We start from the raw sequence: 25,438 nt of genomic DNA on the forward strand, positions 1-25,438 counted from the left end.
GTACACGATTATTTAATGCACAAGATAATGCGTCGTCAATTGCCGGATGCTGTTTCCGGGGCTGAAAGCGTTCACAGTCTGGTGAAACGAAAAAAGGCGGCCGAAGCCGCCTTTTTGAATGGGATTTCCGAAAGCCTTATTCGGCCGGGGTCGCCTCGGCGGCCTTGGCTGCCTCAGCCTCGGCGGCGGCCTTCTTCTCGGCGGCTTCCTTGGCGGCCGTCTCAGCCGCCAGCGCCTGGGCGGCGGCGACCTTCTCGGCCTCGATGCGGGCCTTCTCGGCGTTCAGCGCGTCGCGCTCCTCATCGTTGAGCTTGCGGGCGCGCACGCCGGTGTTTTCCGAAATACGGGCCGACTTGCCGCGACGGTCGCGCAGGTAATAGAGCTTGGCGCGGCGCACCTTGCCGCGGCGCACGATCTCGACGCCCTCGACCATCGGCGAGAAGACCGGGAACACGCGCTCGACGCCTTCACCATAGGAGATCTTGCGGACGGTGAAATTTTCCTGGAAGCCGGAACCGGCGCGGGCGATGACGACGCCCTCATAGGCCTGGACGCGGGTGCGGGTGCCTTCGGTCACGCGGACCTGGACGCGCACGGTGTCGCCGGGCTGGAATTCGGGGAGCTTGCGCTTGGCTTCGATCTTGGCGGCCTGCTCGGCCTCGAGCTGACGGATGAGATCCATCTCAATAATCCACTTCTTGTTCTTCCGACAGTCAGAGCGTCCGACACTCGCCTTGCAGTTCCATTGACCGCTCGGCTATGTCCTTTGCCTCCGAGACATTCGTCTGCAAGACATCGGACAGGGGCGACTACACCGTCATTGTTGACGGGTCCGGCAGATTTTTCTTCCGGTTCGGCGCGCACATACAGCTATTTCAGCGCTTTGTCACGCCCGCGCACGAGTCTTTTTTGCCGGCATGGCACCATCGTAATCGCTTCGTGCCGGGTTGCGCCGGCCCTCGGGCCTTTCTAAGCCTGACATAACTGAGTTTTCCGCGGTGGCATTCCATGTCTGTCTTCGACGCCATCCTGCTGTTCCTGGCGGGCTTCCTGTCCGGCGCCGCCAATGCGGTTGCCGGCGGCGGCACCTTCGTCACCTTCGGCGCCATGACACTGGTCGGCGTGCCGCCGATCGTCGCCAACGCCACCTCCTCGGTCACGCAATTCCCGGGCTATATCACCTCCACGCTCGCCTACTGGACCGATATCCGCCACTTCTGGCGCGGTGCCCTGCTGCTGTGCCTGATCTCGGCGGCGGGTGCGCTGGCCGGCGCCTTCATCCTTCTGGCACTGTCCAACCCGTCCTTCCGCGCCCTGGTGCCGTGGCTGCTCTTGGGCGCGACCGCCCTGTTTGCCGCCGGGCCGTGGCTGAAGCCGGCGCCAAAACCCGATCATGAGGCGGCGGTCGGCTCGCTCGCCGGTTTGCTGGCACAGTTCGTCACCGCCATCTATGGCGGCTTCTTCGGCGCCGGCATGGGCGTGATGATGCTGGCGACGCTTGGCCTGACGCAGGCCGGCGACTACCACCGGCTGAACGCGCTGAAGAACATGCTGGCCGTGGTCGTCGCCGCGGTGGCGATCATCGTCTTCGTCTCGGGCGGTGTCGTCGCCTGGCCGCAGGCGATCGTCATGATTCCAGGCGGTGCGCTCGGCGGCTATGCCGGCGTCTGGATCGCCAAGCGCGTGCCGCAAAACGTGGTGCGCGGCTTCGTCGTCGCCGTCGGCCTGTTTTTGGCGTTTTACTATTTCGGCAAGGGCTGAGCGCCGAAGAGGTCCGGCCGCCGCTCCCTCGTCAGCTTCTCCGACTCCGCCCGCCGCCAGGCGGCGATCTTCTTGTGATTGCCGGAGATCAGCACTTGCGGAATCTCCCGCCCCTCGAATTCCTGCGGCCGCGTGTAGTGCGGATGTTCGAGCAAGCCATTCTCGAAACTCTCTTCCTCGCCGGACACCGCATTGCCCATGACGCCGGGCAACAGCCGCACCACCGCGTCGAGCAGCACGAGCGCCGCCGGCTCGCCGCCGGAGAGGATGAAATCGCCGATCGAAACTTCCTCCAATTCCCGAGCCTCGATCAGCCGCTGGTCGACGCCCTCGAAGCGGCCGCACAGGATGACGGCGCCCGGCCCGGCGGCAAGCTCGCGTACTCGTTCCTGGGTCAGCGGTTTACCGCGCGGGCTCATCAGAAGGCGCGGACGCGCATCGCCCGGCGGTGAGGCATGGTCGATGGCTTTGGCCAGGACATCGGCACGCATCACCATGCCGGCGCCGCCGCCGGCCGGCGTGTCGTCGACGGTGCGGTGCTTGTCGGTGGCGAAATCGCGGATCTGGATCGCCTCCAGCGACCAGGCCCCGGCTTCGAGCGCGCGGCCCGCCAGCGACAGGCCGAGCGCGCCCGGAAACATCTCGGGGTAGAGCGTCAGCACCGAGGCCTTGAATGTCACCGGTTGCCCCCGGCGTCGCGCGGCCCGCGCGGCCTGCCCTTCGGGTCGAAGTCTTCCTCGCGCGGCGCATCGCCATCCTCGTCCTCGACCAGCCCGGCCGCCACCGGGTCGACGCGGACAAAGCCCTCGGCGATCGACACGTCAGGCACGGCGGCCTGGGTGAACGGGATCAGCACGCCCTTGCGGCCGGCAAGCGTCACGTCGAGAATGTCGCCGCCGCCGAAATTATGCACCGCGACCACCTTGCCGAGCGCGGTGCCGGTGTCGTCGCGAACCTCCAGTCCGACCAGGTCGGCATGGTAGAACTCATCCTCCTCGCCATCGTCCGGCAGCATCGAGCGATCGACGAACAATTCCGTGCCGGCGAGCGCTTCGGCGGCATTGCGGTCGCTGATGCCCTTGAACCGCACCACGACGACGGTGTTGGCCGGCCTTATGTCCGTGATCTGGAAGGCGCGGCCGTCCCTGGCATAGAGCGGCCCATAATCGGCCAGCGCCATCGGATCGCCGGTGAAGGTCTTCACCCTGAGTTCGCCCTTGATGCCATGGGCGGCGCCGATCACGGCCATCTGGACAGGGTTTTGCGGCTTGCTCATCGCGAATATCCTTTGGCCTGCTCTAACCCCACGCGGCTGTCATTTCAATGACGCGCTCTTCACCGCTTCCTAACCCGGATACAAGAAAATGCCGCCATGCAGGAATTCCTCATCCCGGCGAAACCCGATCTCCAGGCGGCGCGTGAAAGCTGGCTGAAGATGCTCGCGCGTGAACGTCGCCTGTCACCCGAGACAGTGGAAGCCTATGAGCGAGACACGCGCCAGTTCCTGCATTTCCTCACCGGCCATTGCGGCGGCTCGCCCGGCGTTTCCGACATCGCCAATCTGCGTCCGGCCGATCTGCGCGGCTTTCTTGCCGCCCGCCGCAACGCCGGCGCCGGCGCCCGCACGCTGGGCCGAGGTCTGGCCGGCATCCGCTCACTGCTGCGTTTCCTCGAACGCCGTGGCCTGGTCAACGCCGCTGGCGCCGCCGCGCTGCGCGCGCCGCGCCAACCCAAATCGCTGCCAAAACCGCTGACGGCGAGCGACGCCAGACAGGTCGTATCGGTGGAAGGCCAGCTGGCCGAGGAGCCCTGGATCGCCGCCCGCAACGCCGCCGTGCTGACGCTGCTCTACGGCTCGGGCCTGCGCATTTCCGAGGCGCTCGGCCTCGCCGGCGCCGATCTGGCCTCGGAGGCCGACACCGTGCTGCGCGTCACCGGCAAGGGCGGCAAGACGCGGCTGGTGCCGGTGCTGCCGGTGGCGCTCAGGGCTATCACCGAATACCGCCGGCTCTGCCCCTACCATCTCGATCCCAAGGAACTCCTGTTTCGCGGCGCGCGCGGCGGCCCGCTCAACCCGGCCATCATCCAGCGCGACATGGCCAAACTGCGCTCGGCGCTCAACCTGCCCGACACCGCGACGCCGCACGCGCTGCGCCATTCCTTCGCCACGCACCTGCTCGGCCGTGGCGGCGATCTGCGCACCATCCAGGAACTGCTCGGCCACGCCAGCCTGTCGACGACGCAGATCTACACCGGCGTCGACACCGCAAGGCTGCTGGAAATCTACGAATCGGCCCATCCAAGGGCGTGACCTCTTCAATTTCGTGCCCCCAATTAACCGTTTTGCCGCTTTTCATCCTTAGAAAGGGGTCATGAAACGCGTCATTGCCATCGCCGACCGTGCAGCTTCCATCTCGCTGAAGCTGCTTGTCGCGCTCAACGTGCTGTTTTTCCTGTCCTTCCTGGCCGTCCTGCTGTTCGCGGCCGGCAGGGCGCATGCGGAAGTCCCGACCTGCAGCGGCGCCGACATGCTGTCGGCCCTGCAGAAGAGCAGCCCTGCCACCTACAGCAAGATCGAGGCGGAAGCCGCCGCCACGCTGAATGGCAAGGGCCTGTTGTGGAAGCTGGAGAAACCGGGCGAACAGCCCTCCTACCTGTTCGGCACCATGCACATGACTGACCCGCGCGTCACCACGTTGCCGCCCGAGGCACAGAAGGCCTTTGACGCCGCCGGCACCCTCATCATCGAAACCACCGACGTGCTCGACAAGCAGAAGATGATGACGGCGATGCTGAAGGAGCCGGACCTGATGATGTTCACCGACTCCACGACGCTGTCATCCTTGCTGAAGCCGGACGAAGCGGCGGCGATGAACGCCGCACTCGACGCGCGCGGCATCCCGCCGGCAACCGTCGCCAAGATGAAGCCGTGGATGCTGTCGGCGATGATGGCGCTGCCGGCCTGCGAACTCGCCCGCCAGTCCGGCGGGGCACCGGTGCTCGACGTCAAGCTGGCCGAGAGCGCCAAGGCGGCCGGCAAGCCGGTGGAAGGTCTGGAAACGGCCGAAAGCCAGTTGCGCGCCATGGCCTCGCTGCCGCTCGCCTTTCATATGAAGGGCCTGGTCGACACGCTGAAGCTCGGCGACAAGGTCAACGACATCAACGAGACCATGATCGTGCTCTACCAGCGCGGCGACACCGGCATGTTCTGGCCATTGTTCCGCGCCGCCATGCCGGACGAGCAGAACGATCCCTCGGGCTATGCCGCCTTCGAGGAAACCATGATCACCAGCCGCAACAAGGTGATGGTCGATCATGCCGGGCCGATCCTGGCCAGGGGCAACGCCTTCATGGCGGTCGGCGCGCTACACCTGCCCGGTCCCGAGGGACTGGTCGAGGATTTCCGCAAAGCCGGCTATACTGTCACCGCCGTCAATTGAGTCGGATGGCAGCGGGGGGACCAAAACGCCGCGTTTCCGGCGGTTTCCTTCGCCAGAGTGAAACCCATTCAACGGTTGCGCGTTGATGGCTATTGATTGATCATTTTCATCCACGGAGGACACTTTTATGGCGAATCCATCGAACGACACTCCCAGGCCAAGCGGCGGCGGCGGCGGCAGCCCCTGGCTGATTGCGCTGGTCGTCGTTATCCTGGCGATTGTCGCATATTACGTTTTCGGCAGAAGCGGCGAGCATCCGGCACCCGCCGAAGCGCCGGCGGCCAGCACACCGGCTCCCGCGCCAGCTCCGGCAGAACCGATGAAGCCCGCTGAACCGGCCAAGCCAGCAGAACCAGCTCCTGCTCCGGCACCCGCGCCCGCGCCGGCCCCTGCGCCCGCTCCGGCACCCGCGCCCGCACCAGCGCCTGCTCCAGCACCGGCCAACTGATCGACCCGGCACCAGATACCAACGGCCCGCTGAAATGCGGGCCGTTTTGTTTTGGGTGATGACCGTTGGGGGCCTTGGCAGCGGAGCAGAATTCCGCACCGCAGGAGCGCTCTGAAGCCACGGCATGGATCCCTTGGGCTGCGGACCAGCTCCAGGGGTCTGCGCCGCGTCGCTTCGCTCCTTGCTCCGCCATAGGACGACGAAGCGCTGGGCGCCCTCAGATATGGATCGGCTTGAAGAAGGTGGCCAGCGCCGCTTCCTTCACCGCTTCCGACATCGTCGGATGCGCATGGCAGGTGCGGGCGAGATCCTCCGACGAGCCGCCGAACTCCATCAGCACCGCCGCTTCGTGGATCATCTCGCCGGCGCCGAAGCCGACAATGTGCACGCCGAGCACGCGGTCGCTGGCCTTGTCGGCGAGGATCTTCACAAAGCCGTCCGTGTGCAGCATGGCGCGGGCGCGGCCATTGGCGCTGAAGGGGAATTTGCCGACCTTGTAGTCGATGCCGGCCTTCTTCAGCTCCTCCTCGGTCTTGCCGACCGAGGCGATTTCCGGACTGGTGTAGACGACGCTCGGAATGACCTCGTAGTTCACATGGCCCACCTGGCCGGCGATGGTTTCGGCCACCGCCACGCCCTCATCCTCGGCCTTGTGCGCCAGCATCGGCCCGGCGATGACATCGCCGATGGCATAGATGCCCGGCACATTGGTCTTGAGATGCCCGTCGGTCTTGACCCGGCCGCGCTCGTCGACCTCGACGCCCGCTTCCTTCAGCCCGAGACTGTCGCAATAGGCGCGGCGCCCGGTGGCGATCAGCACGACATCGGCAGCGATGGTTTCGGCGGCGCCACCCTTCACCGGCTCGAAGCTGACGGTCGCACCCTTCTTGGCCTTGGCGACGCCGGTGACCTTGGCGCCGAGCTTGAATTCGAAACCTTGCTTGGACAACAGCCGCTGGAACTGCTTGGAGACCTCGCCGTCCATGCCGCCGAGGATCGTGTCGAGGAACTCGACGACGGTGACCTTGGCGCCGAGCCGCGCCCAGACTGAGCCGAGCTCGAGCCCGATGACGCCGCCGCCGACCACCACCAGATGGCCGGGAACCTTGTCCAGCGCCAGCGCGCCGGTCGACGACACGATGATTTTCTCGTCGAAATCGACCTTGACGCCAGGAATGCCGGCGACGTCGGAACCGGTGGCGATGACGATGTTCTTGGTCTCGATCTCTTCGACCTTGCCCTCCTCGCCCGTCACCGACACCTTGCCGGCCGCCACCACCTTGCCGGTGCCGCGGAAGCTGTCGATCTTGTTCTTCTTGAACAGGAAGGCGACGCCGTTGACGTTGGACGACACCGTCGCGTCCTTGTGCGCCATCATCTTCTTCAGATTGAGCTTCGGCGCTGGTATCTCGACGCCCAGCGTGTCGAAGGAATGGCCGGCCTCGGCGAACATTTCGGAGGCATGAAGCAACGCCTTGGACGGGATGCAGCCGATGTTGAGGCAGGTGCCGCCGAAGGTCGCGTTCTTCTCGACCACCGCGACCTTCAGGCCGAGCTGTGCCGCCTTGATGGCGCAGACATAGCCGCCCGGTCCCGATCCGATGATAACGACGTCATAAGCCATGATACTGTCCTTCTGTTTTGAGCATGATGCCGAAAAGTGTGACGCGGTTTTCGGATAACATCATGCTCGAACTGCATGAGCGCTCAGCGGCCGCCGCTGACATTCAGGATCGCGCCCGTCGTATAGGACGCGGCGTCGGATAGAAGATAGAGAACCGCACCCGCGACTTCATCCGCGGTGCCGGCTCTTTTCATCGGCAGCGTGTCCTGGATCAGCGCCACCCTATCCGGCTGTCCGCCGGAAGCATGGATGTCGGTGTCGATGATGCCCGGCCGCACCGCATTGACGCGGATGCCTTCCAGCGCCACCTCGCGGGCGAGCCCGACGGTGAACGTGTCGATGGCGCCCTTGGAGGCGGCATAGTCGACATAATTGTCCGGCGCGCCCAGCACCGCCGCAGCCGATGAGATGTTGACGATGGCGCCGCCCTTGCCGCCATGGCGCGTCGACATGCGCTTGACCGCCTCGCGGCCACACAGAATGGAACCGACGACATTGATGCGCATCATGCGCTCGAGCCGTGCCGCGCTCATCTCCTCGACACGCGCCTTGGCGTCGACAATGCCGGCATTGTTGACGAAGGCGTCGAGCCGGCCATAGCTGCGGTCGACGGCCTCGAAGATGGAGATGATATCGGCCTCGCTGCCGACATCGCCCTTGACCGCGAAAGCCTCGCCGCCGGCCGCCTTGATTTCCCCGACCAGCGCATCAGCGGCAGCGTTGTTCGAGGCATAGTTGACCGCGACGCGATAGCCGGCCTTGGCCCCAAGCCGGCAGACGGCGGCGCCGATGCCGCGACTGCCGCCGGTGACCAGCAGCACCTTTTGCGCCTCGCTCATTCCTGGCATCCCTTCAGCGTGAACACATCCGACGGAACTTTCGAAAAGCCGCCGCCGCCGTAGGCCGGGGACTGACGCAGCGCCGGACCGAGATCCGGCAGGATCAGCGTCTTCGGCGCCTCGACGCCTTCCGCCGGCAAAAGCCCGATGCTGCCCTTGTCGTCGGACGTGTAGATGACGCCGTGCCAGGGGGTGCAGGCGGCGAGCTCGGCGCCGGTGGTGTCGCCCTCGGGGCATTTGTACATCAAGGAACCGTTCGGCCGTGCCACGCCTTCGTTCCACATGACGATGCCGTTCAGCACCACATTGTTGTCGAGGATCATGCGGAAACTGTTGGTGACAACAGCCGATGTGCCGGTCGGGGTAAAATCGATCTCGCTGCCGCTCTGGCCATCACCATAGACGGCGAGTTCGATCGAGCAGGCGGCATGCGCACTAGAATTCGCCGCCGTGAGAGCGGCCAAAAATCCGATTATGTGCGTAGTGGCGTTTGTCATCAGTTCGCCTGGTTGCTTTCTCGGCCGTCCGCGTTTTCGAGCACTTCGAAGTCCGTCATCAGGAGAAGTGGTTCGCCGGCTGTATCCAAACCCCAGAAGGACTTATACGTGCCGTCACCGAAGCCAGTGTCGAACATGGCGACATTGAGCGGGTTCCCATCAATCGGATGATCCATGCCAAACCTGTCGAGAGAACACGCAACGTCAGCAAGATAGTCGTCGAGTTCCTCCAGATCGGTCATCGGCGTGAGGACCGACTTGTCCATGAAAGATGCAACCGCGTCATCGACGATAAACTCAAACTCGTAGGCCGATGGGCGATCGCGAGCGAAGGTGGCCAATTCCCAGCGAGCCGGCAAGCCGGAGCCAAACCGCAAGACGGCTGCCGCAACCCGGCCTTGCGACTCAAGCACGGTCACCGGGTAGCGTCCCGGTCTGACCCTGCGGCTAAACACAGGCCGTTCCAGCCCGGTGATAAGCGGATCGCAAGCGATGATTTCGCCAGTCGGTAGCTCAAGCTCGCCGACCGTAGCGATGGTGATCTTCCGCTCCGCCATCTCGGCTTCGCTTAGGGCGAAGACGCCGAGATTGCTGCTAACCTCCGAGGCGTCCCAATCGGCGGGCGAAGCGACCACAGGCAAATCGGAGAAAAGCCAGGCACGTCCACGCCGAAACAATCGGCGTAAGGTATCCGGCCAGCCGCTCATTGCGGATCAGCCCCGCTCACAGATCGAGCACCAGCCGTTCCGGATCCTCCAGGCTTTCCTTGACGCGCACCAGGAAGGTCACGGCTTCCTTGCCGTCGACGATGCGGTGGTCGTAGCTGAGCGCCAGATACATCATCGGCCGGATAACGATCTGGCCGCCGACCACGACAGGCCGGTCCTGGATCTTGTGCATGCCCAGGATGCCCGACTGCGGCGCATTGAGGATCGGCGTCGACATCAGCGAGCCGTAGACGCCGCCATTGGAAATCGTGAAGGTGCCGCCCTGCATGTCGGCGACCGACAGCTTGCCGTCGCGCGCGGCGATGCCCAGCCGGCCGATCTCCTTCTCGATCTCGGCGATCGACATCTGGTCGGCGTCGCGCACGACCGGCACGACAAGGCCCTTCTCGGTGCCGACGGCGACGCCGACATGGGCAAAGTTCTTGTAGATGATGTCGGTGCCGTCGATCTCGGCATTGACCGCCGGGATTTCCTTCAGCGCGTGGGTGACGGCCTTGGTGAAGAAGCCCATGAAGCCGAGCTTCACGCCGTGCTTCTTCTCGAACACGTCCTTGTACTTGGTCCGCAGCGCCATCACCGCCGACATGTCGACCTCGTTGAAGGTGGTGAGCATGGCGGCGGTTGACTGCGCTTCCTTCAGCCGGCGCGCGATGGTCTGGCGCAATTTGGTCATACGCACGCGCTCTTCGCGCGAGGCATCGTCGCCGGAAGATGGCGCGCGCGCGACGATCGGTGCCGGCGCCGCCTTCGGCGTCTCGGCCGGCTGCGACGGCGCACCCTTGGCGATGGCGTCGAGCACGTCGCCCTTCAGCACCTGGCCGCGCTTGCCCGAACCGGAAACCTGGTCGACCGACAGATTGTGCTCGGCGATCAGCTTTGCCGCCGCCGGCGCCGGCGGCATGCTGCGCGGCTCGATGGAACCGGCATCGCCGGCGACCTTGGCGGTTTCGGCGGCGGCCTGCTTGCTGGTCGAAGCCGCATCCGGCGACGAGGCCTGAGCCACGGCCTGCGGCTTGGTCGCCGGCGCGGTGGCGCCACCTGCCGAGATCGAGCCCAGCAACGCGCCGACACCGACGGTCTCGCCTTCCTTTGCGACGATTTCGCCCAGCGTGCCGGCGGCGGCGGCCGGAACTTCCACCGTCACCTTGTCGGTTTCGAGCTCGACCAGCGGCTCGTCGACGGCAATGGCATCGCCGACCTTCTTGAACCATTTGCCGATGGTCGCCTCGGTGACGGATTCGCCGAGAGTGGGAACGCGGATTTCGGTAGCCATTGTGCCTGTCCGTTTCTGTCGGTTCTGTTCTTTATTCGCCGAGCGCGTCTTCGAGCAAGGCGGCGAGCTGGGCAAGGTGCTTGGACATCAATCCGGTCGCCGGCGACGCGGCCGCCGGCCGGCCGGTGTAGCGCACCCGCTGATGCTTGGCGTCGATATGCGCCAGCACCCATTCCAGATACGGGTCGATGAACGACCAGGCGCCCATGTTCTTGGGCTCCTCCTGGCACCACACCATCTCGGCGTTGCGGAAGCGTGACAGTTCGGTGATCAGCGCCTTGGCCGGGAAAGGATAGAGCTGTTCGACGCGCAGCAGATAGATGTCGTTGATGCCGCGCTTCTCGCGCTCCTCGTAGAGGTCGTAATAGACCTTGCCCGAACACAGTACGACGCGGCGGATCTTGGAGTCCTTGGTGAGCTTGATCGGCTGGTTGGGCAGCAGCTGCGCGTCGTCCCACAACAGCCGGTGGAACGAGCTTTCGCCGGAGATTTCCGGCAGCGTCGACACCGCCCGCTTGTGGCGCAGCAGCGACTTCGGCGTCATCAGGATCAACGGCTTGCGGAAGTCGCGCTTCAGCTGCCGGCGCAGGATGTGGAAGTAGTTGGCCGGCGTGGTGCAGTTGGCCACTTGCATATTGTCTTCGGCGCAAAGCTGCAGGAAGCGCTCCAGCCTGGCCGAGGAGTGTTCGGGACCCTGGCCTTCATAGCCATGCGGCAAGAGACAGACGAGGCCCGACATTCTGAGCCACTTGCGCTCGCCCGACGAGATGAACTGGTCGAACACCACCTGGGCGCCGTTGGCGAAGTCGCCGAACTGCGCTTCCCACAAGGTCAGCGCCTTTGGCTCGGCCAGGCTATAGCCATATTCGAAGCCCAGCACCGCCTCTTCCGACAGCATCGAGTTGATGACTTCGTAGCCGGCCTGCGCCGCCGACAGGTTGTTGAGCGGGATGTAGCGGGTCTCGTCGCGCTGGTCGTAGAGCACCGAATGGCGCTGCGAGAAGGTGCCGCGCTCGGAATCCTGCCCCGACAGGCGGATCGGATTGCCGTCGAGCAGGATGGCGCCGAAAGCCAGCGCCTCGGCCGTCGACCAGTCGATGCCTTCACCGGACTCGATCGCCTCACGGCGGTTTTCGAGGAAGCGGATGATGGTCTTGTGCGCCTCGAAACCCTTCGGCACCTCGGTCAGCTTCTTGCCGATTTCCTTCAGCGTCTTGACCGGCACGGCGGTCTTGCCGCGCCGCTGTTCGTCCTGGTTGTCGGCCGTGCGCAGGCCCGACCAGGCGCCGTCCAGCCAGTCGGCCTTGTTGGGCTTGTAGCTCTGGCCGACTTCCCACTCGGATTCCAGATGCGCGCGCCAGTCGGCCTTCAGCTGGTCGAGCTCGGCCTGGGTGATGTGACCCTCGGCGATCAGCCGGTCGCCATAGATCTGTACCGTCGTCTTATGGGTGCGGATGTTGCGGTACATGATCGGCTGGGTGAAGGCCGGTTCGTCTCCCTCATTGTGGCCGAAGCGGCGGTAGCAGAACATGTCGACCACGACCGGCTTGTGGAACTTCATGCGGAATTCGATCGCCACCTTGGTGGCGTGGACCACGGCTTCCGGATCGTCGCCATTGACGTGGAAGATCGGCGCCTCGATCATCTTGGCGACGTCGGACGGATAGGGCGACGAGCGCGAGAAGCGCGGATTGGTGGTGAAGCCGATCTGGTTGTTGATGATGAAGTGCAGCGTGCCGGCGACGCGGTGGCCGCGCAGGCCGGACAGGCCGAGGATTTCGGCGATCACGCCCTGGCCGGCGAAGGCGGCGTCGCCGTGCAGCAGCAGCGGCAGCACCTTGGCGCGCTCCTCCAGCGGCACGATCTCCTCGCGGCTGCGGCCGAACAGATAGTCCTGCTTGGCGCGCGCCTTGCCCATCACCACCGGGTCGACGATTTCCAGATGCGACGGGTTGGCCGTCAGCGACAGATGCACCTTGTTGCCGTCGAACTCGCGGTCCGACGAGGCGCCGAGATGGTACTTGACGTCGCCCGAGCCCTCGACCTCGTCGGGGGCGGCCGAACCGCCCTTGAACTCGTGGAAGATGGCGCGGTGGGGCTTGGCCATCACCTGGCTGAGCACGTTCAACCGGCCGCGATGCGCCATGCCGAGCACGATCTCCTTCATGCCGAGCTGGCCGCCGCGCTTGACGATCTGCTCCAGCGCCGGGATCAGCGCCTCGCCGCCGTCGAGGCCGAAGCGCTTGGTGCCCTTGTACTTGACGTCGATGAACTGCTCGAAGCCTTCGGCCTCGACCAGCTTCTGCAGGATCGCCTTCTTGCCGGTGGTGGTGAAGGAGATTTCCTTGTCGGCGCCCTCGATGCGCCCCTGGATCCAGGCCTTCTCCTCGGGGTCCGAGATGTGCATGAACTCGACGCCGAGCGTCGAGCAATAGGTGCGGGTCAGGATCTCCAGCATCTGCCGGATGGTGCCGAATTCGAGCCCCAGCACATTGTCGAGGAAGATCGGCCGGTCGTAGTCGGCTTCGGTGAAGCCGTAATTTTCCGGCGACAGTTCGTTGTAGTCCTCGAGCGGCTTCGCGATGCCGAGCGGGTCGAGATTGGCGTGCAGATGGCCGCGCATGCGGTAGGCGCGGATCATCATGATGGCGCGCACCGAATCACGCGTCGCCTGGTGCACGTCGGCGTCTGAAAGCACGATGCCGTTGGTGACCGCCTTGTCCTTGACCTTCTTTTCCAGGTGCTTCTCGACGATGCCCCAATTGCCGTCGAGCGCCGACACCAATTCGCCATTGGCCTGCAGCGGCCAGGACGGCTTGGCCCAGGAAGCGCCCTTGGCGTTCCTGCGCACATCGCCGGCATCGTCCTTCAGCCCGGCGAAAAACTCCTGCCATTCGGGATTGACCGAGGCGGGATCGTCCTCATAGGCGGCATAGAGCGCGTCGATGTAATCGGCGTTGCCGCCATAGAGGAACGAGGTGAGCGAGAACTGGTCGTTGGCCTGATCTTGTCTTGCCATGTCGTTTCAGCGGAGCCTGGCTCCGTCTCCTTACGTTTGCGGCAGCGCCGCGATAGTGGGCGATTCACCCGCCCTTCTTGTCCCCTCAAAGCCAACGAACCGCCGTCGGCTCTCATTCCAAAACCGACGCTCAGCCCTTGATGGCTTCAACCAACGTCGTGCCAAGCCGCGCCGGTGACGGCGAGACCTTGATGCCGGCCGATTCCATGGCCGCGATCTTGTCCTCGGCGCCGCCCTTGCCACCGGAGATGACCGCGCCGGCATGACCCATGGTGCGGCCGGCCGGCGCCGTGCGTCCGGCGATAAAGCCGGCCATCGGCTTCTTGCGGCCACGCTTGGCTTCGTCCTTGAGGAACTGCGCGGCGTCTTCCTCGGCCGAACCGCCGATCTCGCCGATCATGATGATCGACTTGGTCTCGTCGTCGGCCAGGAACATCTCGAGCACGTCGATGAACTCGGTGCCCTTGACCGGGTCACCACCGATGCCGACGGCCGTGGTCTGGCCGAGGCCGACATTGGTGGTTTGGAACACGGCCTCATAGGTAAGTGTTCCCGAGCGCGAAACAACGCCGACCGAGCCCTTGCGGAAGATGTTTCCGGGCATGATGCCGATCTTGCATTCGTCAGGCGTGAGAACGCCCGGGCAGTTCGGCCCGATCAGCCGCGAGGTCGAGCGATCGAGCCGCGCCTTGACCTTGACCATGTCCATCACAGGAATGCCTTCGGTGATGCAGATGATCAGCGGGATCTCCGCCTCGATCGCTTCCAGGATCGCTTCGCCGGCACCCGCCGGCGGCACGTAGATGACCGACGCGTTGGCGCCGGTCCTTGCCTTGCCCTCGGCGACTGTGGCGAAGATCGGCAGGCTCTCACCCTTCGACCCGGTCCAGGTCTCGCCGCCCTTCTTGGGATGGATGCCACCCACCATCTTGGTGCCGTGATAGGCCAGCGCCTGTTCGGTGTGGAACGTACCGGTCTTGCCGGTCAGGCCCTGCACCAGCACCTTGGTGTTCTTGTCGACGAGAATGGACATCGGAGCCCTTTTCTAAAAACTGTTGATCGAGGAAGGCGAGACGCGCCGATAGACGCCACTCACCATGTCTTGCCAGCCATCGCTGCCAGCGGCTTTGAAATGCAGTCGCATGCGGTAGGTGTCGGCGTCGTCGAAAATATACGTCACGCGCGCCGCGCCGCGCGGCGACGACCGCTCCAGATCGAGCTCGCTGCCGTTCCACGTTCCCGTGGCCGGCGAGGCCGGCACAAAGCCCATCGAATCGAACTGGTGCATGGTGACGCGGCGGTTCGGCTGGTCGAAGCCGAACACATTGTGCGAACCGAAGGAAATCGTGCCGTCGCGGCGCTGGCGATAGCGCTGCACCACGAACAGGCCGCCGAACTGCGCCTCCGCCAGAACTTCGGACGTCGCCTTGCCGGCATCGGTCCACCGCGTGGCCGCGACCTCTTCCTCGCCGCGCCACGCGCCGACCAGCACCTGCAGGCGCTGGTGATCGGCGGAAAGCGAGGAGAAGGAGGCCGCGTTCATCGGTCAGAGCCGCTTCAGGTCGGTGACGGTAAGGTCGCTCTTGGCGTTGCCGGTATTGAGCGTAGTCGCCGGCTCGAACATCAGCACCACCGGCTCGGCGGTCAGCGAACGCGGCCGGTGCTCGACACCGCGCGGCACGACGATGAAATCACCCTCGCCGAGCTCGACCGGACCGTCGCGGAAATCGATGGCGATGCGCCCGCGCAGCACGAGGAAGGCTTCGTCCTCATTGTCATGCGCATGCCAGTCGAAGGTTGCGCCGAATTTGGCGACTTTGGCCTGGCTGTCATTGACGTCGCCGGCGATATGCGGGTCGAAGACCTTCTTGATCTTCGCGTCCGCTGCCTCGACCAGGTTTATCTTGCGTGGAGGCATGGCTATCGACCTCTACCTTGTTCTGTTTTCAAGCTGGGCATCGTTGCTTTCCGTGAACGACAGCGCCGATCCACTGGCCTTTGGCCTCGCGCATCGTCACCAGTTGAATGGACAAATCACCGTCGGCGGTCTTGAGCACCCCGAGGGAGTCGGGATCCTTATCCGGCTGGAATCTGCTGCCATACTTGGAAAGCAGTCTCTGCAGGATCATATTGGCCGCCAGCTTCGGCTTGTCTGTGCCAAATGAAACCAGGCAATCGCACTGGCCGTCCACATTCCTGATCGAGGCGACGATTTCCGTGGCTTTGTAAACCTGGCGCCCGTTGGAGTCCGTCCTAAAGCCGTTCCCATGAGCGGTCGCGGTGAACCTGCCGAAGCTGGGCGCCGTTGCCGGACACAAACTCATAAACAGGTTCACTCTTATCCCAATCCAGGCGGGCGACGCCGGATCTTGGGCCGAACGTGCCGGGCCAGCCCAAAAGGCCATGCCGGTTAGCGCTATGGCCAGAAGGAGCCGCATCAGCCGCCCTTAACCGCCTTGACGATCTTCTTGGCCGCGTCGTCGAGATCGTCCGCCGACACCACGTTCAGGCCGCTGTCGTTGATGATCTTCTTGCCGAGTTCGGCATTGGTGCCTTCCAGGCGCACCACCAGCGGCACTTCCAGGCCGACTTCCTTGACCGCGGCGATCACGCCCTCGGCGATGATGTCGCACTTCATGATGCCGCCGAAGATGTTGATCAATATGCCTTTGACCGCCGGATCCCTGGTGATGATCTTGAACGCCGCCGTCACCTTCTCCTTCGACGCGCCGCCGCCGACATCGAGGAAGTTGGCGGGCTCGGCGCCATAGAGCTTGATGATGTCCATCGTCGCCATGGCAAGGCCGGCGCCATTGACCATGCAGCCGATATTGCCGTCGAGCGCGACATAGGCGAGGTCGTATTTCGACGCCTCGATCTCCTTCTCGTCCTCTTCGGTGGTGTCGCGCAGTTCGAGCACGTCGGGGTGGCGGAACAGCGCGTTGTTGTCGAACGACACTTTGGCGTCGAGCACGCGCAGCCGGCCGTTCTTCATGACGATCAGCGGATTGACCTCGAGCAGGCTCATGTCCTTCTCGACGAAGGCTTTGTAGAGGATCGGGAAAAGCGTGCCGCCATCCTTGGCCGCGTCGCCGTCGAGCTTCAGCGCGCCGTTGAGCGCCTTCACGTCATCCGCCGTGACGCCCTTTTCCGGATCGATGGCGACAGTGATGATCTTTTCCGGCGTGTCGTGCGCGACCGCCTCGATGTCCATGCCGCCTTCGGTCGACACGACGAAAGCGATGCGGCCGACCGAGCGGTCGACCAGGATCGACAGATAAAGCTCGCGCTCGATGTCGGCGCCGTCCTCGATATAGAGGCGGTTGACCTGCTTGCCGGCCGGGCCGGTCTGCTTGGTCACCAGCGTGTGGCCGAGCATCTCGTTGGCGTTGGCGACGACGTCGGCGACCGACTTCGCCAGCCGCACGCCGCCCTTGGCGTCGGGCGACAGTTCCTTGAACTTGCCCTTGCCCCGGCCGCCGGCATGGATCTGGCTCTTCACCACATAGAGCGGGCCGGGCAGCGCCTTGGCGGCGGCTTCCGCCTCGCTTGCCTTGAACACTTGCACGCCTTCGGCCACCGGCGCGCCAAAGCTCTTCAGCAGCGCCTTGCCTTGATATTCATGGATGTTCATCGGGAACTATCTCCAGGTCGTTTTGCCGGGGTGGACGTTTTGGCGGGATTTACTTCGAGGCGAGCTGCGGCGCGATCTTGACGCAGGCCTCGGTCAGGCCCTGCACGGTCGCCACCGAACTGTCGAACATTTTCTGTTCGCTCTTGTTGAGGTCGATCTCGATGATGCGCTCGACGCCGCCGGCGCCGATCACCACGGGAACGCCGACATAGGTGCCCTTGACGCCATACTGGCCGGAGAGGTGGGCCGCGCAGGGCAGCACGCGCTTCTTGTCCTTGAGATAGGCTTCGGCCATCGAAATCGCCGAGGCCGCCGGCGCGTAGTAGGCCGAGCCGGTCTTGAGCAGGCCGACGATCTCGGCGCCGCCGTCGCGGGTGCGCTGCACGATCTGGTCGAGCTTCTCCTTCGAGGTCCAGCCCATCTTGACGAGGTCTGGCAGCGGGATGCCCGACACCGTCGAATAGCGGATCATCGGCACCATGGAATCACCATGGCCGCCAAGCACGAAGGCGGTGACGTCCTCGACCGAGACCTTGAATTCCTCGGCCAGGAAATAGCGGAAGCGCGCGCTGTCGAGCACGCCGGCCATGCCGACGACATGGGTCTTGGGCAGGCCCGAAAACTTCTGCAGCGCCCACACCATGGCGTCGAGCGGGTTGGTGATGCAGATGACGAAAGCCTTGGGCGCGTATTTCTTCAGTCCGGCGCCGACCTGTTCCATGACCTTGAGGTTGATGCCCAGCAGGTCGTCGCGGCTCATGCCCGGCTTGCGCGGCACGCCGGCGGTGACGATGCAGACGTCGGCGCCCTCGATGCCGGCATAGTCGTTGACGCCGGTCAGCCGGGAGTCGAAACCATCGACAGGCGACGACTGCGCGATATCGAGCCCCTTGCCTTGCGGAATACCCTCGGCAATATCGAACAGCACCACGTCGCCGAGGTCCTTGAGGCCGATCATGTGGGCCAGCGTGCCGCCGATCATGCCCGAGCCGATAAGCGCTATCTTGTTGCGTGCCATGTGAGGATGTTTTCCCTTTGTCTGTGACTGCGCCCAAATCTTTGACGACTTGATGACGGTGTCGAGGAAGAGGCCGGAATGCCGAGGAAACCCGCGAGATTTCGCCGCACCCAATAGCCTCCGGGCGAGATAAATTCAAACGATTATTTTGGAGTGAACATTTTCAATCGGTTAGATGGATTGGGATTTACGTAAACGTCAAAGTTTGTAAGCCGACTTGGAGAAATCTACACAATGAGTATGGAGATCGTAAGGCTTGAAGCCGGCGATGACGCCCTTGTGATGCGGATCGCCGAGGATGTGTTCGACGAGCCTGTCAGGCCGGACCGGTTGGCAGCCTATCTCAACCAACCCGGCCATTTCATGGTCGTGGCCCTCGCCAATGGCGTGGTCGTCGGGCAATGCGCCGCCGTCATCCACCGCCATCCCGACAAAGTTGCGGAACTTTATATAGATGAGGTCGGCGTATCGCCCGAATTCCAGCGCCAGGGGATCGCGCGCAGAATGCTCGACGCGATGTTCGCGATCGGCAGGGAGAATGGCTGCGAGGAGGCCTGGGTCGGCACCGAAGCCGACAATCTTCCGGCCCGCGCGCTTTATGAATCGCGCAAGGAGCCGCATGGGGAAGCGGAGAGTTTCGTCATGTATGCGTACAGGCTTTAGCGGCCGGGGTCTTCGCCCTGCTTTGCGTTCCTCTGCCTAGGGCGACGAAGGCAGGGCCTGAGCCAGCGGCACATCCGGCGCCGCCTTCACCTTCCGCCGCTCCGCCCAGTCCTCCAGCCAGTCACGGCTTTGCATCTCGATCAGGCGTGAAGCGGTGCGTTCGAACTCGAACACCTCGACGCCGCGTTTTGCCACATAAAGCTCTGGTGGCGGCGCATCGGCGCTCACCACCAGCCGCACATGATGATCGTAGAGCGTGTCGATCAACAGGATGAAGCGCTTGGCCTCGTTGCGCTTGCCTTCGCCCAGCACCGGGACGTGGTCGATGAAGACGGTCGAGAAACGTCCTGCGATCGCCAGGAAATCGCGCGCGCCGAGCGGTTTTTCGCAGAGATCGGCGAAGGAAAACCGCGCCGCGTCGCCGGCGGCGGCCGGCACCGGAACCTGGCGGCCCTTCAGCGTCAACGAGGTCGCGGCTGTCGGCGCGCCGCGCGTCATCGTCCGCCAGGCCTCGTCGAGCGTCCGGTCGGCCGCCGCATCGGCCGGCGTGACATAGACCGGCGTGCGGGCGAGCTTCTCGAGCCGGTAATCCTTGTCGGTGTCGAGCGACAGCACCTGCGCGTGCCGCTCCAGAATGCCGATGAACGGCAGGAACAGCTGGCGGTTCAGCCCATCGCGGTAAAGATTTTGCGGCGCCACGTTCGAGGTGGCGATCAGCACGACGCCGTTGGCGAACAGCGCCGAAAACAGCCTGGACAGGATCATCGCGTCGGCGATGTCGGTGACCGAGAATTCGTCGAAGCACAGCACCCAGGCTTGCTCGGCCAGGGCTTTTGCCACCGGCGGGATCGGATCGTCTTCTTTGACGTCGCCATTCTTGCGCGCCTGGCGGTGCTTCTGGATGCGGTCCTGCACATCGGCCATGAAGTCGTTGAAATGGACGCGGCGCTTGCGCCGGACCGGCAGCAGCTCGAAGAACATGTCCATCAGCATGGTCTTGCCGCGGCCGACGCCGCCATGGATGTAGAGGCCTTTGACCGCCTCATGCGTCTCGCGCTTGCGGGCAAACAGCCAGCCCAGCGCGCTGGACTTGTGCGCCAGCCGCTTGGCCGAGATCTCGTCGGTCAGCCGGTCGAGCGCGGCGGCGATCCGCTCCTGCGCAGGATCGCGTCCGATCGCGCCGGTTTCCACCAGGTGGTCGTAGCGCTGCCTGACGGTCGCATGGGTCTGGAGGCCGTCACGCAGATGCATCGGTCACGTCGTTTGTTCAGAGCAGGAATGCTCCAAGGAAACTAGGTGTGTCGAGATTCAGGTCAGGCCGAACCGAGAATGGCGGCTTTCGAGAACCGGAGCGGAGCGTACTTAAAGTACGTGAGCACCGGAAGCGCAGAAACCCGCCGTTCGCAGGCCGGCATCACCTGAATATCGGCATACCTGGCTTACCTTGTAAGCGAAATCGGTTGACCGTTGGAAGTCTGGCCGTCGAATTTCGAGCCGCCCGACGAATAGAGCCGCGCCAGCGACCCGCCATTCTCATCGTAAAGCGTCAACTGCTTGCCGGCGACGTTCCACGACTTGATGCCGTCGATCGGGGCCGGGCAATGCAGCGGCCCTGCGCGGAAGCCGGCGCCGAACTTGGTCTGCGGCGTCGCGATCTTGCAGCTCTGCCCGGAAACGCTGGCATTCCAGACGCCGGCGACGGCTGCCGCGCTGAGATCCGCGGCCCCGGCGGGCGCCTGGCCGTCCGGCGGCAAGGACGCCACCTGCGTGTTCCCCGGAGCGGTCGGGAACTTCGACGGGTCGGTGGTGCCGGGCGAGGCCGGCGGCGGCAGCTGATTGGAGGTCACCTGGCCGGCCGGCGCCGGCTGCAGAGGCGCCGGTTGCTGGTCGTCCATCGACGAGAAGCGCGAGGTCGAGCAACCGCTCGCAACGAGCGCCGCCAGCGATACGGCCACAAGACCGCTTTTCGAAAAATTCATTACAACCTCCGTCGGATCCGGCTGGGGGGAAGCCGTCCGCGCAATATCACCCTCCACCAAGATGGAGAAGGTGGCGAAATTTCAACCCGATATGGTTAAAATAGGGTTTGCGGCAAGATTGTTGCAAATTTATCGCAATCTCGACCTGCCAAGTCCGGTCGTCGCTTAAGTCCGTGGAGTTCGGCCGCGACCACGCATTCGCCTGCAAATGCTTGCGCCAACCGCCGCAACGCCTATGTCTAGGAGCCGAACCCCGCTGGAGCATACCTTGGCCGCCAGAAAGAAAGCCGCCAACCGCTATTACAGCGGTCCGCCCAGCGACCATTTCGATGGCACCTTGTTCTTCAACCCCGGCGGCCGGATGCCCGGCCGCTTCACCGATCTCATGAAATGGCAGCTCAACGGCCAGCGTGCGAAATGGCCGGCAACCAGCCCGAGCCCCTTTCCGCTGGCGAGGCCGGCCGCTATGGTCGAAGGCACCGACCTTACTGTAACCATGGTCGGCCATTCGACCTTGCTCATCCAGACGGCCTGGCTGAACATCCTCACCGACCCGGTCTGGTCGCAACGCACCTCGCCGTTTTCCTTCGCCGGGCCAAAACGCGTCAATGCGCCAGGCATCGCCTTCGACGATCTGCCGCCGATCGACCTCGTGCTGGTAAGCCACAACCATTATGACCATCTCGACCTCGTCACGCTGAAGCGGCTGAAGGAAAGAGACGATCCGCTGGTGGTGACGCCGCTCGGCAATGATGTGCTGATCGGCGAGGTGGTTCCCGGCATGCGGCTGACGGCGCATGACTGGGGCGACAGGGTCGACATCGGCGACCGCACCGCCGTCCACATCGAGCCGGCGCATCACTGGTCGGCGCGCGGCGCCCGCGACCGGCGCATGGCACTGTGGGCCGGCTTCGTCATCGAGACGCCGGGCGGCAAACTCTATTTCGCCGGCGATACCGGCTTCCATGACGGCATCAACTACCGGCTGATGGCGGACAAACATGGCGGCTTCCGCTTCGCCATTCTGCCGATCGGCGCCTATGAGCCACGCTGGTTCATGGCGCCGCAGCACCAGAACCCGCAGGAAGCGGTGCAAGGCATGAAGCTATGCAAGGCCGCCTTCGCCGCCGGCTGCCACTGGGGCACATTCCAGCTCACCGACGAACCGATGGACGAGCCCGTCCGCAAACTGGCTGAGGCCCTTGAGGCCGAGGGCCTGCCGCCGGAGCGCTTTCGCGCCTTGCAACCCGGCGAGGTCTGGAACGTGCCGGAGATCGAGCACGGTTGAAGTCTGCATTGGCCATTTACGGCACCATCATTTTCGCCGATGGTCCGCCCAGCAGAAAAAGGGGAATGCAGATGAAATCCATGCTTGCAGCGCTGATGGTGCTGGCAATCTCGATGCCGGCGGCTTTCGCGGGCGAAATCACGGATCGCGCCGCCGAGGCCGAAAAGGCGCTGCAGGCAGGCGACGGAGCCGGCGCGCTGGAGAAATTCCGCGGCGCCGAGGAGGCCTTGTGGCAAGCGATGCCGCTCGCCGTGCAGAATGTCAAACAGGTCGATTCGGCCGGCGGCTTCGGCATCTACAGCGAGCGTGCCAATCAGATCTACAAGCCAGGCGAGAAGGTCGTGCTCTATATGGAACCGGTCGGCTACGGCTATGGGTCGGACGGCCTGGGCAACAGCCAGATCGCGCTTTCCGTCGACCTCACCGTGCTCTCCGACTCGGGCGAAGCTCTGGGTACCTTCGAGAAAATCGGCAGCGTTCAGGTCGCTTCCCGCTCGCACAACCGCGAACTCTTCTTCAAGCTCGACCTGTCGCTCGATGGACTGCCGCCCGGCAAATATAAATGCAACTTCCTCATGCATGACCAGAATTCGACCAAGACGGCGCCGTTCAGCACCGATATCGAGATCGCTGGGTAGGTTTTCCGCTGACATCGCCTCGCAAACCGCGGGAACCCAGACACGACAGCCGCGTTCTTAATGCGGTTACAAATCTGTCGGTTTGCGAGGCATTCCCATGATCAGATGGATCATCATCCTGCTCATCATCGCCGCCGCGGCGAGCCTGCTCGGCATGCCGGCGCTGGCTGGAGCCGCCGCCACAGGCGCGCGCATCCTCATCGGCATCGTTCTCATCATCTTCCTGCTGGTGGTGCTAGGCATCTTTGCCGTGACTTAATCCCGGCGTCTTCGCCGTGACTGAACACGCCTGCGCACTGGTAATTCCCGCCCGTTTCCGCCATATAGCGCCAAACGGACACGGAATTTCGCGGAGCAATGGCAAGCACTGCCCCTTTCGCCAAGATGAACGGCATCGGCAACGAGATCATCGTCGCCGATATGCGCGGCCGTGCCGATCGGGTGACGGCGGCCGCCGCCCTTGCGCTGAACGCCGATGCCGCGACCCGCTTCGACCAGATCATGGCGATCCATGACGCGAAGACGCCCGGCACCGCCTACTATGTCGACATCCTGAATTCCGACGGCACCAGTGCGCAGGCCTGCGGCAACGGCATGCGTTGCGTCGTCCAGGCGCTCGCCGCCGAGACCGGCCAGAAGATCTTCACCTTCGAGACCCGCGCCGGCATTCTCAACGCCAGGGAACATGCCGACGGCACGATCTCGGTCGACATGGGCATGCCGCGTTTCGGCTGGCAGGAGATTCCGCTGGCCGAGGAGTTCCGCGACACCCGCATGATCGAATTGCAGATCGGCCCGATCGACGCGCCGGTGCTGCATTCGCCCTCCGCCGTGTCGATGGGCAATCCGCACGCCATCTTCTGGGTCGACCGCGATGTCTGGTCCTATGAGCTCGAACGTTTCGGCCCGCTGCTCGAAAACCACCCGATCTTTCCCGAGCGCGCCAACATCACCATTGCACAGGTGACCTCGCCCGAGAGCATGATCATCCGCACCTGGGAACGCGGCGCCGGCCTGACCAAGGCCTGCGGCTCCGCCGCCTGCGCATCGGTGGTGGCCGCGGCCCGCACCAGGCGCACCGGCCGCAGCGTCAGCCTTTTGACGCCCGGCGGCGGCACGCTGCATGTCGAATGGCGCAAAGACGACCACGTCATCCTGACCGGTGCCGCCGAGTGGGAATTTTCCGGCAGCTTCGACCCCTCGACCGGCACCTGGGCCCGCGACACCGAAAGCGCGGCCTGATGTCGGTTGCTCTGTCCAGGAGCCCGGACTTCGACGGCTCCCTTTCCGAGGCCCCCAGCCGCATTGACGTGGTTACCTTCGGCTGCCGGCTGAACACCTATGAAGCCGAGGTGATGCGGCGCGAGGCCGAAAGCGCCGGTCTCGGCGCGCTGCAGGGCGGCGCGGTGATCTTCAACACCTGCGCCGTCACCGGCGAGGCGGTGCGCCAGGCCAAACAGGCGATCCGCAAGGCGCGCCGCGACAACCCTGCGGTGCGCATCATCGTCACCGGCTGCGCCGCCCAGACCGAGCCTGAAAAATTCGCCGCCATGGACGAGGTCGATCTCGTGCTTGGCAATGAGGAGAAGTTGAAGGCGCATTCCTACCGTGCGCTGCCGGATTTCGGCGTCAACGACACCGAGAAGGCCCGCGTCAACGACATCTTCTCGGTGCGCGAGACCGCCGGCCACATGGTCGACGCCATCGAGGGCCGCGCCCGCGCTTTCGTCCAGGTGCAGAATGGCTGCGACCACCGCTGCACCTTCTGCATCATTCCCTACGGTCGCGGCAATTCCCGCTCGGTGCCGATGGGCGCCGTGGTCGAGCAGGTCAAGCGGCTGGCCGGCAATGGTTATGCCGAGATCGTGCTGACCGGCGTCGACATGACCAGCTTCGGCGCCGATCTGCCGGGCGCGCCCAAGCTCGGCAAACTGGTCAAGACCATTCTGAAGCAGGTGCCCGACGTCAAGCGCCTTCGGCTATCCTCGATCGATTCGATCGAGGCCGACGACGATTTGCTCGATGCCATCGCCACCGAACCCAGGCTGATGCCGCATCTGCATCTGTCGCTGCAATCGGGCGACGACATGATCCTGAAGCGCATGAAGCGAAGGCATCTGCGCGACCAGTCGATCCGTTTCTGCGAGGATGTGCGCAAATTGCGCCCTGCGATCGTCTTCGGCGCCGACATCATCGCCGGCTTCCCGACCGAGACCGACGCCATGTTCGAGAACTCGATAAAAATCGTCGAGGAATGTGGCCTGACCCATCTCCATGTCTTCCCGTTTTCACCGCGCGAGGGCACGCCCGCCGCGCGCATGCCGCAGCTCCGCCGCGAGGTGGTCAAGCAGCGCGCCGCCCAGCTGCGCGCCGCCGGCGAGGTCACCTATCGGCGCCATCTGTCCTCGCTGCCGGGAACGCGCCAGTCGATCCTGATCGAGCGCGATGGCCTCGGCCGCACCGAAGGATTTACCCTCGCCGCACTCGGCACCGGCGCGCCGGGCGAGATCGTCGAAGCGACAATTACTGGCCACGATGGCGCCCGGCTCAACGCAGTGCCGCTTGCCGCACGCGCCGCCTGAGAAACGC

General features: G+C 64.3%; 25 protein-coding genes and 1 pseudogene. 9 read left to right on the forward strand and 17 right to left on the reverse strand.

The window, feature by feature from the left end:
• Positions 1-136 precede the first annotated feature (136 nt).
• Positions 137-682, reverse strand: a complete 546-nt coding sequence (rplS, locus tag CK226_RS14620; RefSeq protein ID WP_019862024.1) for a 50S ribosomal protein L19 — start codon at positions 680-682, stop codon at positions 137-139.
• A gap of 326 nt (positions 683-1,008) precedes the next feature.
• Here rplS and CK226_RS14630 point away from each other — a divergent pair, with 326 nt between their 5' ends.
• Positions 1,009-1,761: a sulfite exporter TauE/SafE family protein gene (locus CK226_RS14630; RefSeq protein WP_095792246.1), complete on the forward strand. Its 753-nt coding sequence runs from the start codon at positions 1,009-1,011 to the stop codon at positions 1,759-1,761.
• Here CK226_RS14630 and trmD read toward each other — a convergent pair.
• The gene (gene trmD, locus CK226_RS14635) at positions 1,743-2,441 is read right to left on the reverse strand and encodes a tRNA (guanosine(37)-N1)-methyltransferase TrmD (RefSeq protein ID WP_095792247.1); all 699 of its coding nucleotides are present in this window, start codon (positions 2,439-2,441) and stop codon (positions 1,743-1,745) included. The genes CK226_RS14630 and trmD overlap by 19 nt on opposite strands.
• The gene (gene rimM, locus CK226_RS14640) at positions 2,438-3,037 is read right to left on the reverse strand and encodes a ribosome maturation factor RimM (protein WP_095792248.1); all 600 of its coding nucleotides are present in this window, start codon (positions 3,035-3,037) and stop codon (positions 2,438-2,440) included. The genes trmD and rimM overlap by 4 nt, the downstream gene beginning before the upstream one ends.
• Before the next feature lie 96 nt (positions 3,038-3,133).
• On the opposite strand from rimM, the gene CK226_RS14645 reads away from it, so the two are divergent.
• Both CK226_RS14645 and CK226_RS14650 read left to right on the forward strand, forming a co-directional pair.
• Entirely contained in the window at positions 3,134-4,072 is a 939-nt protein-coding gene (locus CK226_RS14645) for a tyrosine recombinase XerC (RefSeq protein ID WP_095792249.1), read from the forward strand.
• Positions 4,073-4,133: 61 nt separating this feature from the next.
• Complete coding sequence (locus tag CK226_RS14650; protein WP_095774793.1) at positions 4,134-5,201, forward strand: TraB/GumN family protein; 1,068 nt, start codon at positions 4,134-4,136, stop codon at positions 5,199-5,201.
• Positions 5,202-5,866: 665 nt separating this feature from the next.
• Here CK226_RS14650 and lpdA read toward each other — a convergent pair.
• The 12 genes and pseudogenes from lpdA to mdh form a co-directional block, all read right to left on the reverse strand.
• A pseudogene (lpdA, locus tag CK226_RS14660) lies at positions 5,867-7,282 on the reverse strand (dihydrolipoyl dehydrogenase); the annotation flags it as partial.
• Positions 7,283-7,356: 74 nt separating this feature from the next.
• Positions 7,357-8,112: an SDR family oxidoreductase gene (locus tag CK226_RS14665; RefSeq protein ID WP_095792251.1), complete on the reverse strand. Its 756-nt coding sequence runs from the start codon at positions 8,110-8,112 to the stop codon at positions 7,357-7,359.
• On the reverse strand, positions 8,109-8,609 hold the full coding sequence (locus tag CK226_RS14670; RefSeq protein ID WP_095792252.1) for a hypothetical protein: 501 nt from the start codon (positions 8,607-8,609) through the stop codon (positions 8,109-8,111). Before CK226_RS14670 ends, CK226_RS14665 begins: the two co-directional genes overlap by 4 nt.
• A complete protein-coding gene (locus tag CK226_RS14675; RefSeq protein WP_095792253.1) occupies positions 8,609-9,316 on the reverse strand; it encodes a DUF4241 domain-containing protein in 708 nt (235 codons plus the stop codon). The genes CK226_RS14670 and CK226_RS14675 overlap by 1 nt, the downstream gene beginning before the upstream one ends.
• A 16-nt stretch (positions 9,317-9,332) precedes the next feature.
• Positions 9,333-10,610, reverse strand: a complete 1,278-nt coding sequence (gene odhB, locus CK226_RS14680; RefSeq protein WP_095788932.1) for a 2-oxoglutarate dehydrogenase complex dihydrolipoyllysine-residue succinyltransferase — start codon at positions 10,608-10,610, stop codon at positions 9,333-9,335.
• Between the two features lie 31 nt (positions 10,611-10,641).
• Positions 10,642-13,629, reverse strand: coding sequence for a 2-oxoglutarate dehydrogenase E1 component (locus tag CK226_RS14685; RefSeq protein WP_095774799.1), 2,988 nt, complete (start codon positions 13,627-13,629; stop codon positions 10,642-10,644).
• Positions 13,630-13,759: 130 nt separating this feature from the next.
• Entirely contained in the window at positions 13,760-14,662 is a 903-nt protein-coding gene (sucD, locus tag CK226_RS14690) for a succinate--CoA ligase subunit alpha (protein ID WP_095774800.1), read from the reverse strand.
• A 12-nt stretch (positions 14,663-14,674) separates the two neighbouring features.
• Positions 14,675-15,172, reverse strand: coding sequence for a DUF1579 family protein (locus CK226_RS14695; RefSeq protein ID WP_095792254.1), 498 nt, complete (start codon positions 15,170-15,172; stop codon positions 14,675-14,677).
• 3 nt (positions 15,173-15,175) lie between these two features.
• Positions 15,176-15,547, reverse strand: a complete 372-nt coding sequence (locus tag CK226_RS14700; protein WP_095792255.1) for a cupin domain-containing protein — start codon at positions 15,545-15,547, stop codon at positions 15,176-15,178.
• A 28-nt stretch (positions 15,548-15,575) separates the two neighbouring features.
• A complete protein-coding gene (locus CK226_RS14705; protein ID WP_095792256.1) occupies positions 15,576-16,067 on the reverse strand; it encodes a hypothetical protein in 492 nt (163 codons plus the stop codon).
• Positions 16,067-17,263 carry an ADP-forming succinate--CoA ligase subunit beta gene (gene sucC / locus CK226_RS14710; protein WP_095792257.1) on the reverse strand — a complete coding sequence of 399 codons (1,197 nt, stop codon included), beginning with the start codon at positions 17,261-17,263 and terminating at the stop codon, positions 16,067-16,069. Before sucC ends, CK226_RS14705 begins: the two co-directional genes overlap by 1 nt.
• Before the next feature lie 49 nt (positions 17,264-17,312).
• The gene (gene mdh, locus CK226_RS14715) at positions 17,313-18,281 is read right to left on the reverse strand and encodes a malate dehydrogenase (protein WP_019862040.1); all 969 of its coding nucleotides are present in this window, start codon (positions 18,279-18,281) and stop codon (positions 17,313-17,315) included.
• 234 nt (positions 18,282-18,515) lie between these two features.
• On the opposite strand from mdh, the gene CK226_RS14720 reads away from it, so the two are divergent.
• Entirely contained in the window at positions 18,516-18,944 is a 429-nt protein-coding gene (locus CK226_RS14720; protein WP_095792258.1) for a GNAT family N-acetyltransferase, read from the forward strand.
• 36 nt (positions 18,945-18,980) lie between these two features.
• Here the strand turns inward: CK226_RS14720 and zapE are convergent, their stop codons facing one another.
• Together zapE and CK226_RS14730 are read right to left on the reverse strand one after the other, a co-directional pair.
• Positions 18,981-20,195: a cell division protein ZapE gene (zapE, locus tag CK226_RS14725; RefSeq protein WP_095792259.1), complete on the reverse strand. Its 1,215-nt coding sequence runs from the start codon at positions 20,193-20,195 to the stop codon at positions 18,981-18,983.
• A gap of 188 nt (positions 20,196-20,383) precedes the next feature.
• A complete protein-coding gene (locus tag CK226_RS14730; protein WP_095774807.1) occupies positions 20,384-20,923 on the reverse strand; it encodes an AprI/Inh family metalloprotease inhibitor in 540 nt (179 codons plus the stop codon).
• Positions 20,924-21,158: 235 nt separating this feature from the next.
• Here CK226_RS14730 and CK226_RS14735 point away from each other — a divergent pair, with 235 nt between their 5' ends.
• The 5 genes from CK226_RS14735 to mtaB all read left to right on the forward strand — a co-directional run bounded on the left by CK226_RS14735 (position 21,159) and on the right by mtaB (position 25,431).
• The gene (locus tag CK226_RS14735) at positions 21,159-22,211 is read left to right on the forward strand and encodes an MBL fold metallo-hydrolase (RefSeq protein ID WP_179301054.1); all 1,053 of its coding nucleotides are present in this window, start codon (positions 21,159-21,161) and stop codon (positions 22,209-22,211) included.
• Positions 22,212-22,282: 71 nt separating this feature from the next.
• Positions 22,283-22,849 (forward strand): hypothetical protein, encoded by a 567-nt coding sequence (locus tag CK226_RS14740; RefSeq protein WP_179296519.1) that lies wholly within the window; start codon positions 22,283-22,285, stop codon positions 22,847-22,849.
• A 97-nt stretch (positions 22,850-22,946) separates the two neighbouring features.
• Positions 22,947-23,108, forward strand: coding sequence for a DUF1328 family protein (locus CK226_RS14745; protein WP_095774809.1), 162 nt, complete (start codon positions 22,947-22,949; stop codon positions 23,106-23,108).
• Between the two features lie 98 nt (positions 23,109-23,206).
• Entirely contained in the window at positions 23,207-24,091 is an 885-nt protein-coding gene (gene dapF / locus CK226_RS14750; RefSeq protein WP_095792261.1) for a diaminopimelate epimerase, read from the forward strand.
• A complete protein-coding gene (gene mtaB, locus CK226_RS14755) occupies positions 24,091-25,431 on the forward strand; it encodes a tRNA (N(6)-L-threonylcarbamoyladenosine(37)-C(2))-methylthiotransferase MtaB (RefSeq protein ID WP_179301055.1) in 1,341 nt (446 codons plus the stop codon). Before dapF ends, mtaB begins: the two co-directional genes overlap by 1 nt.
• Positions 25,432-25,438: the final 7 nt, after the last annotated feature.

The sequence above is a fragment of the Mesorhizobium sp. WSM4311 genome, from assembly GCF_002295115.1.
In the GTDB taxonomy this organism is placed as follows: Bacteria; Pseudomonadota; Alphaproteobacteria; order Rhizobiales; family Rhizobiaceae; genus Mesorhizobium.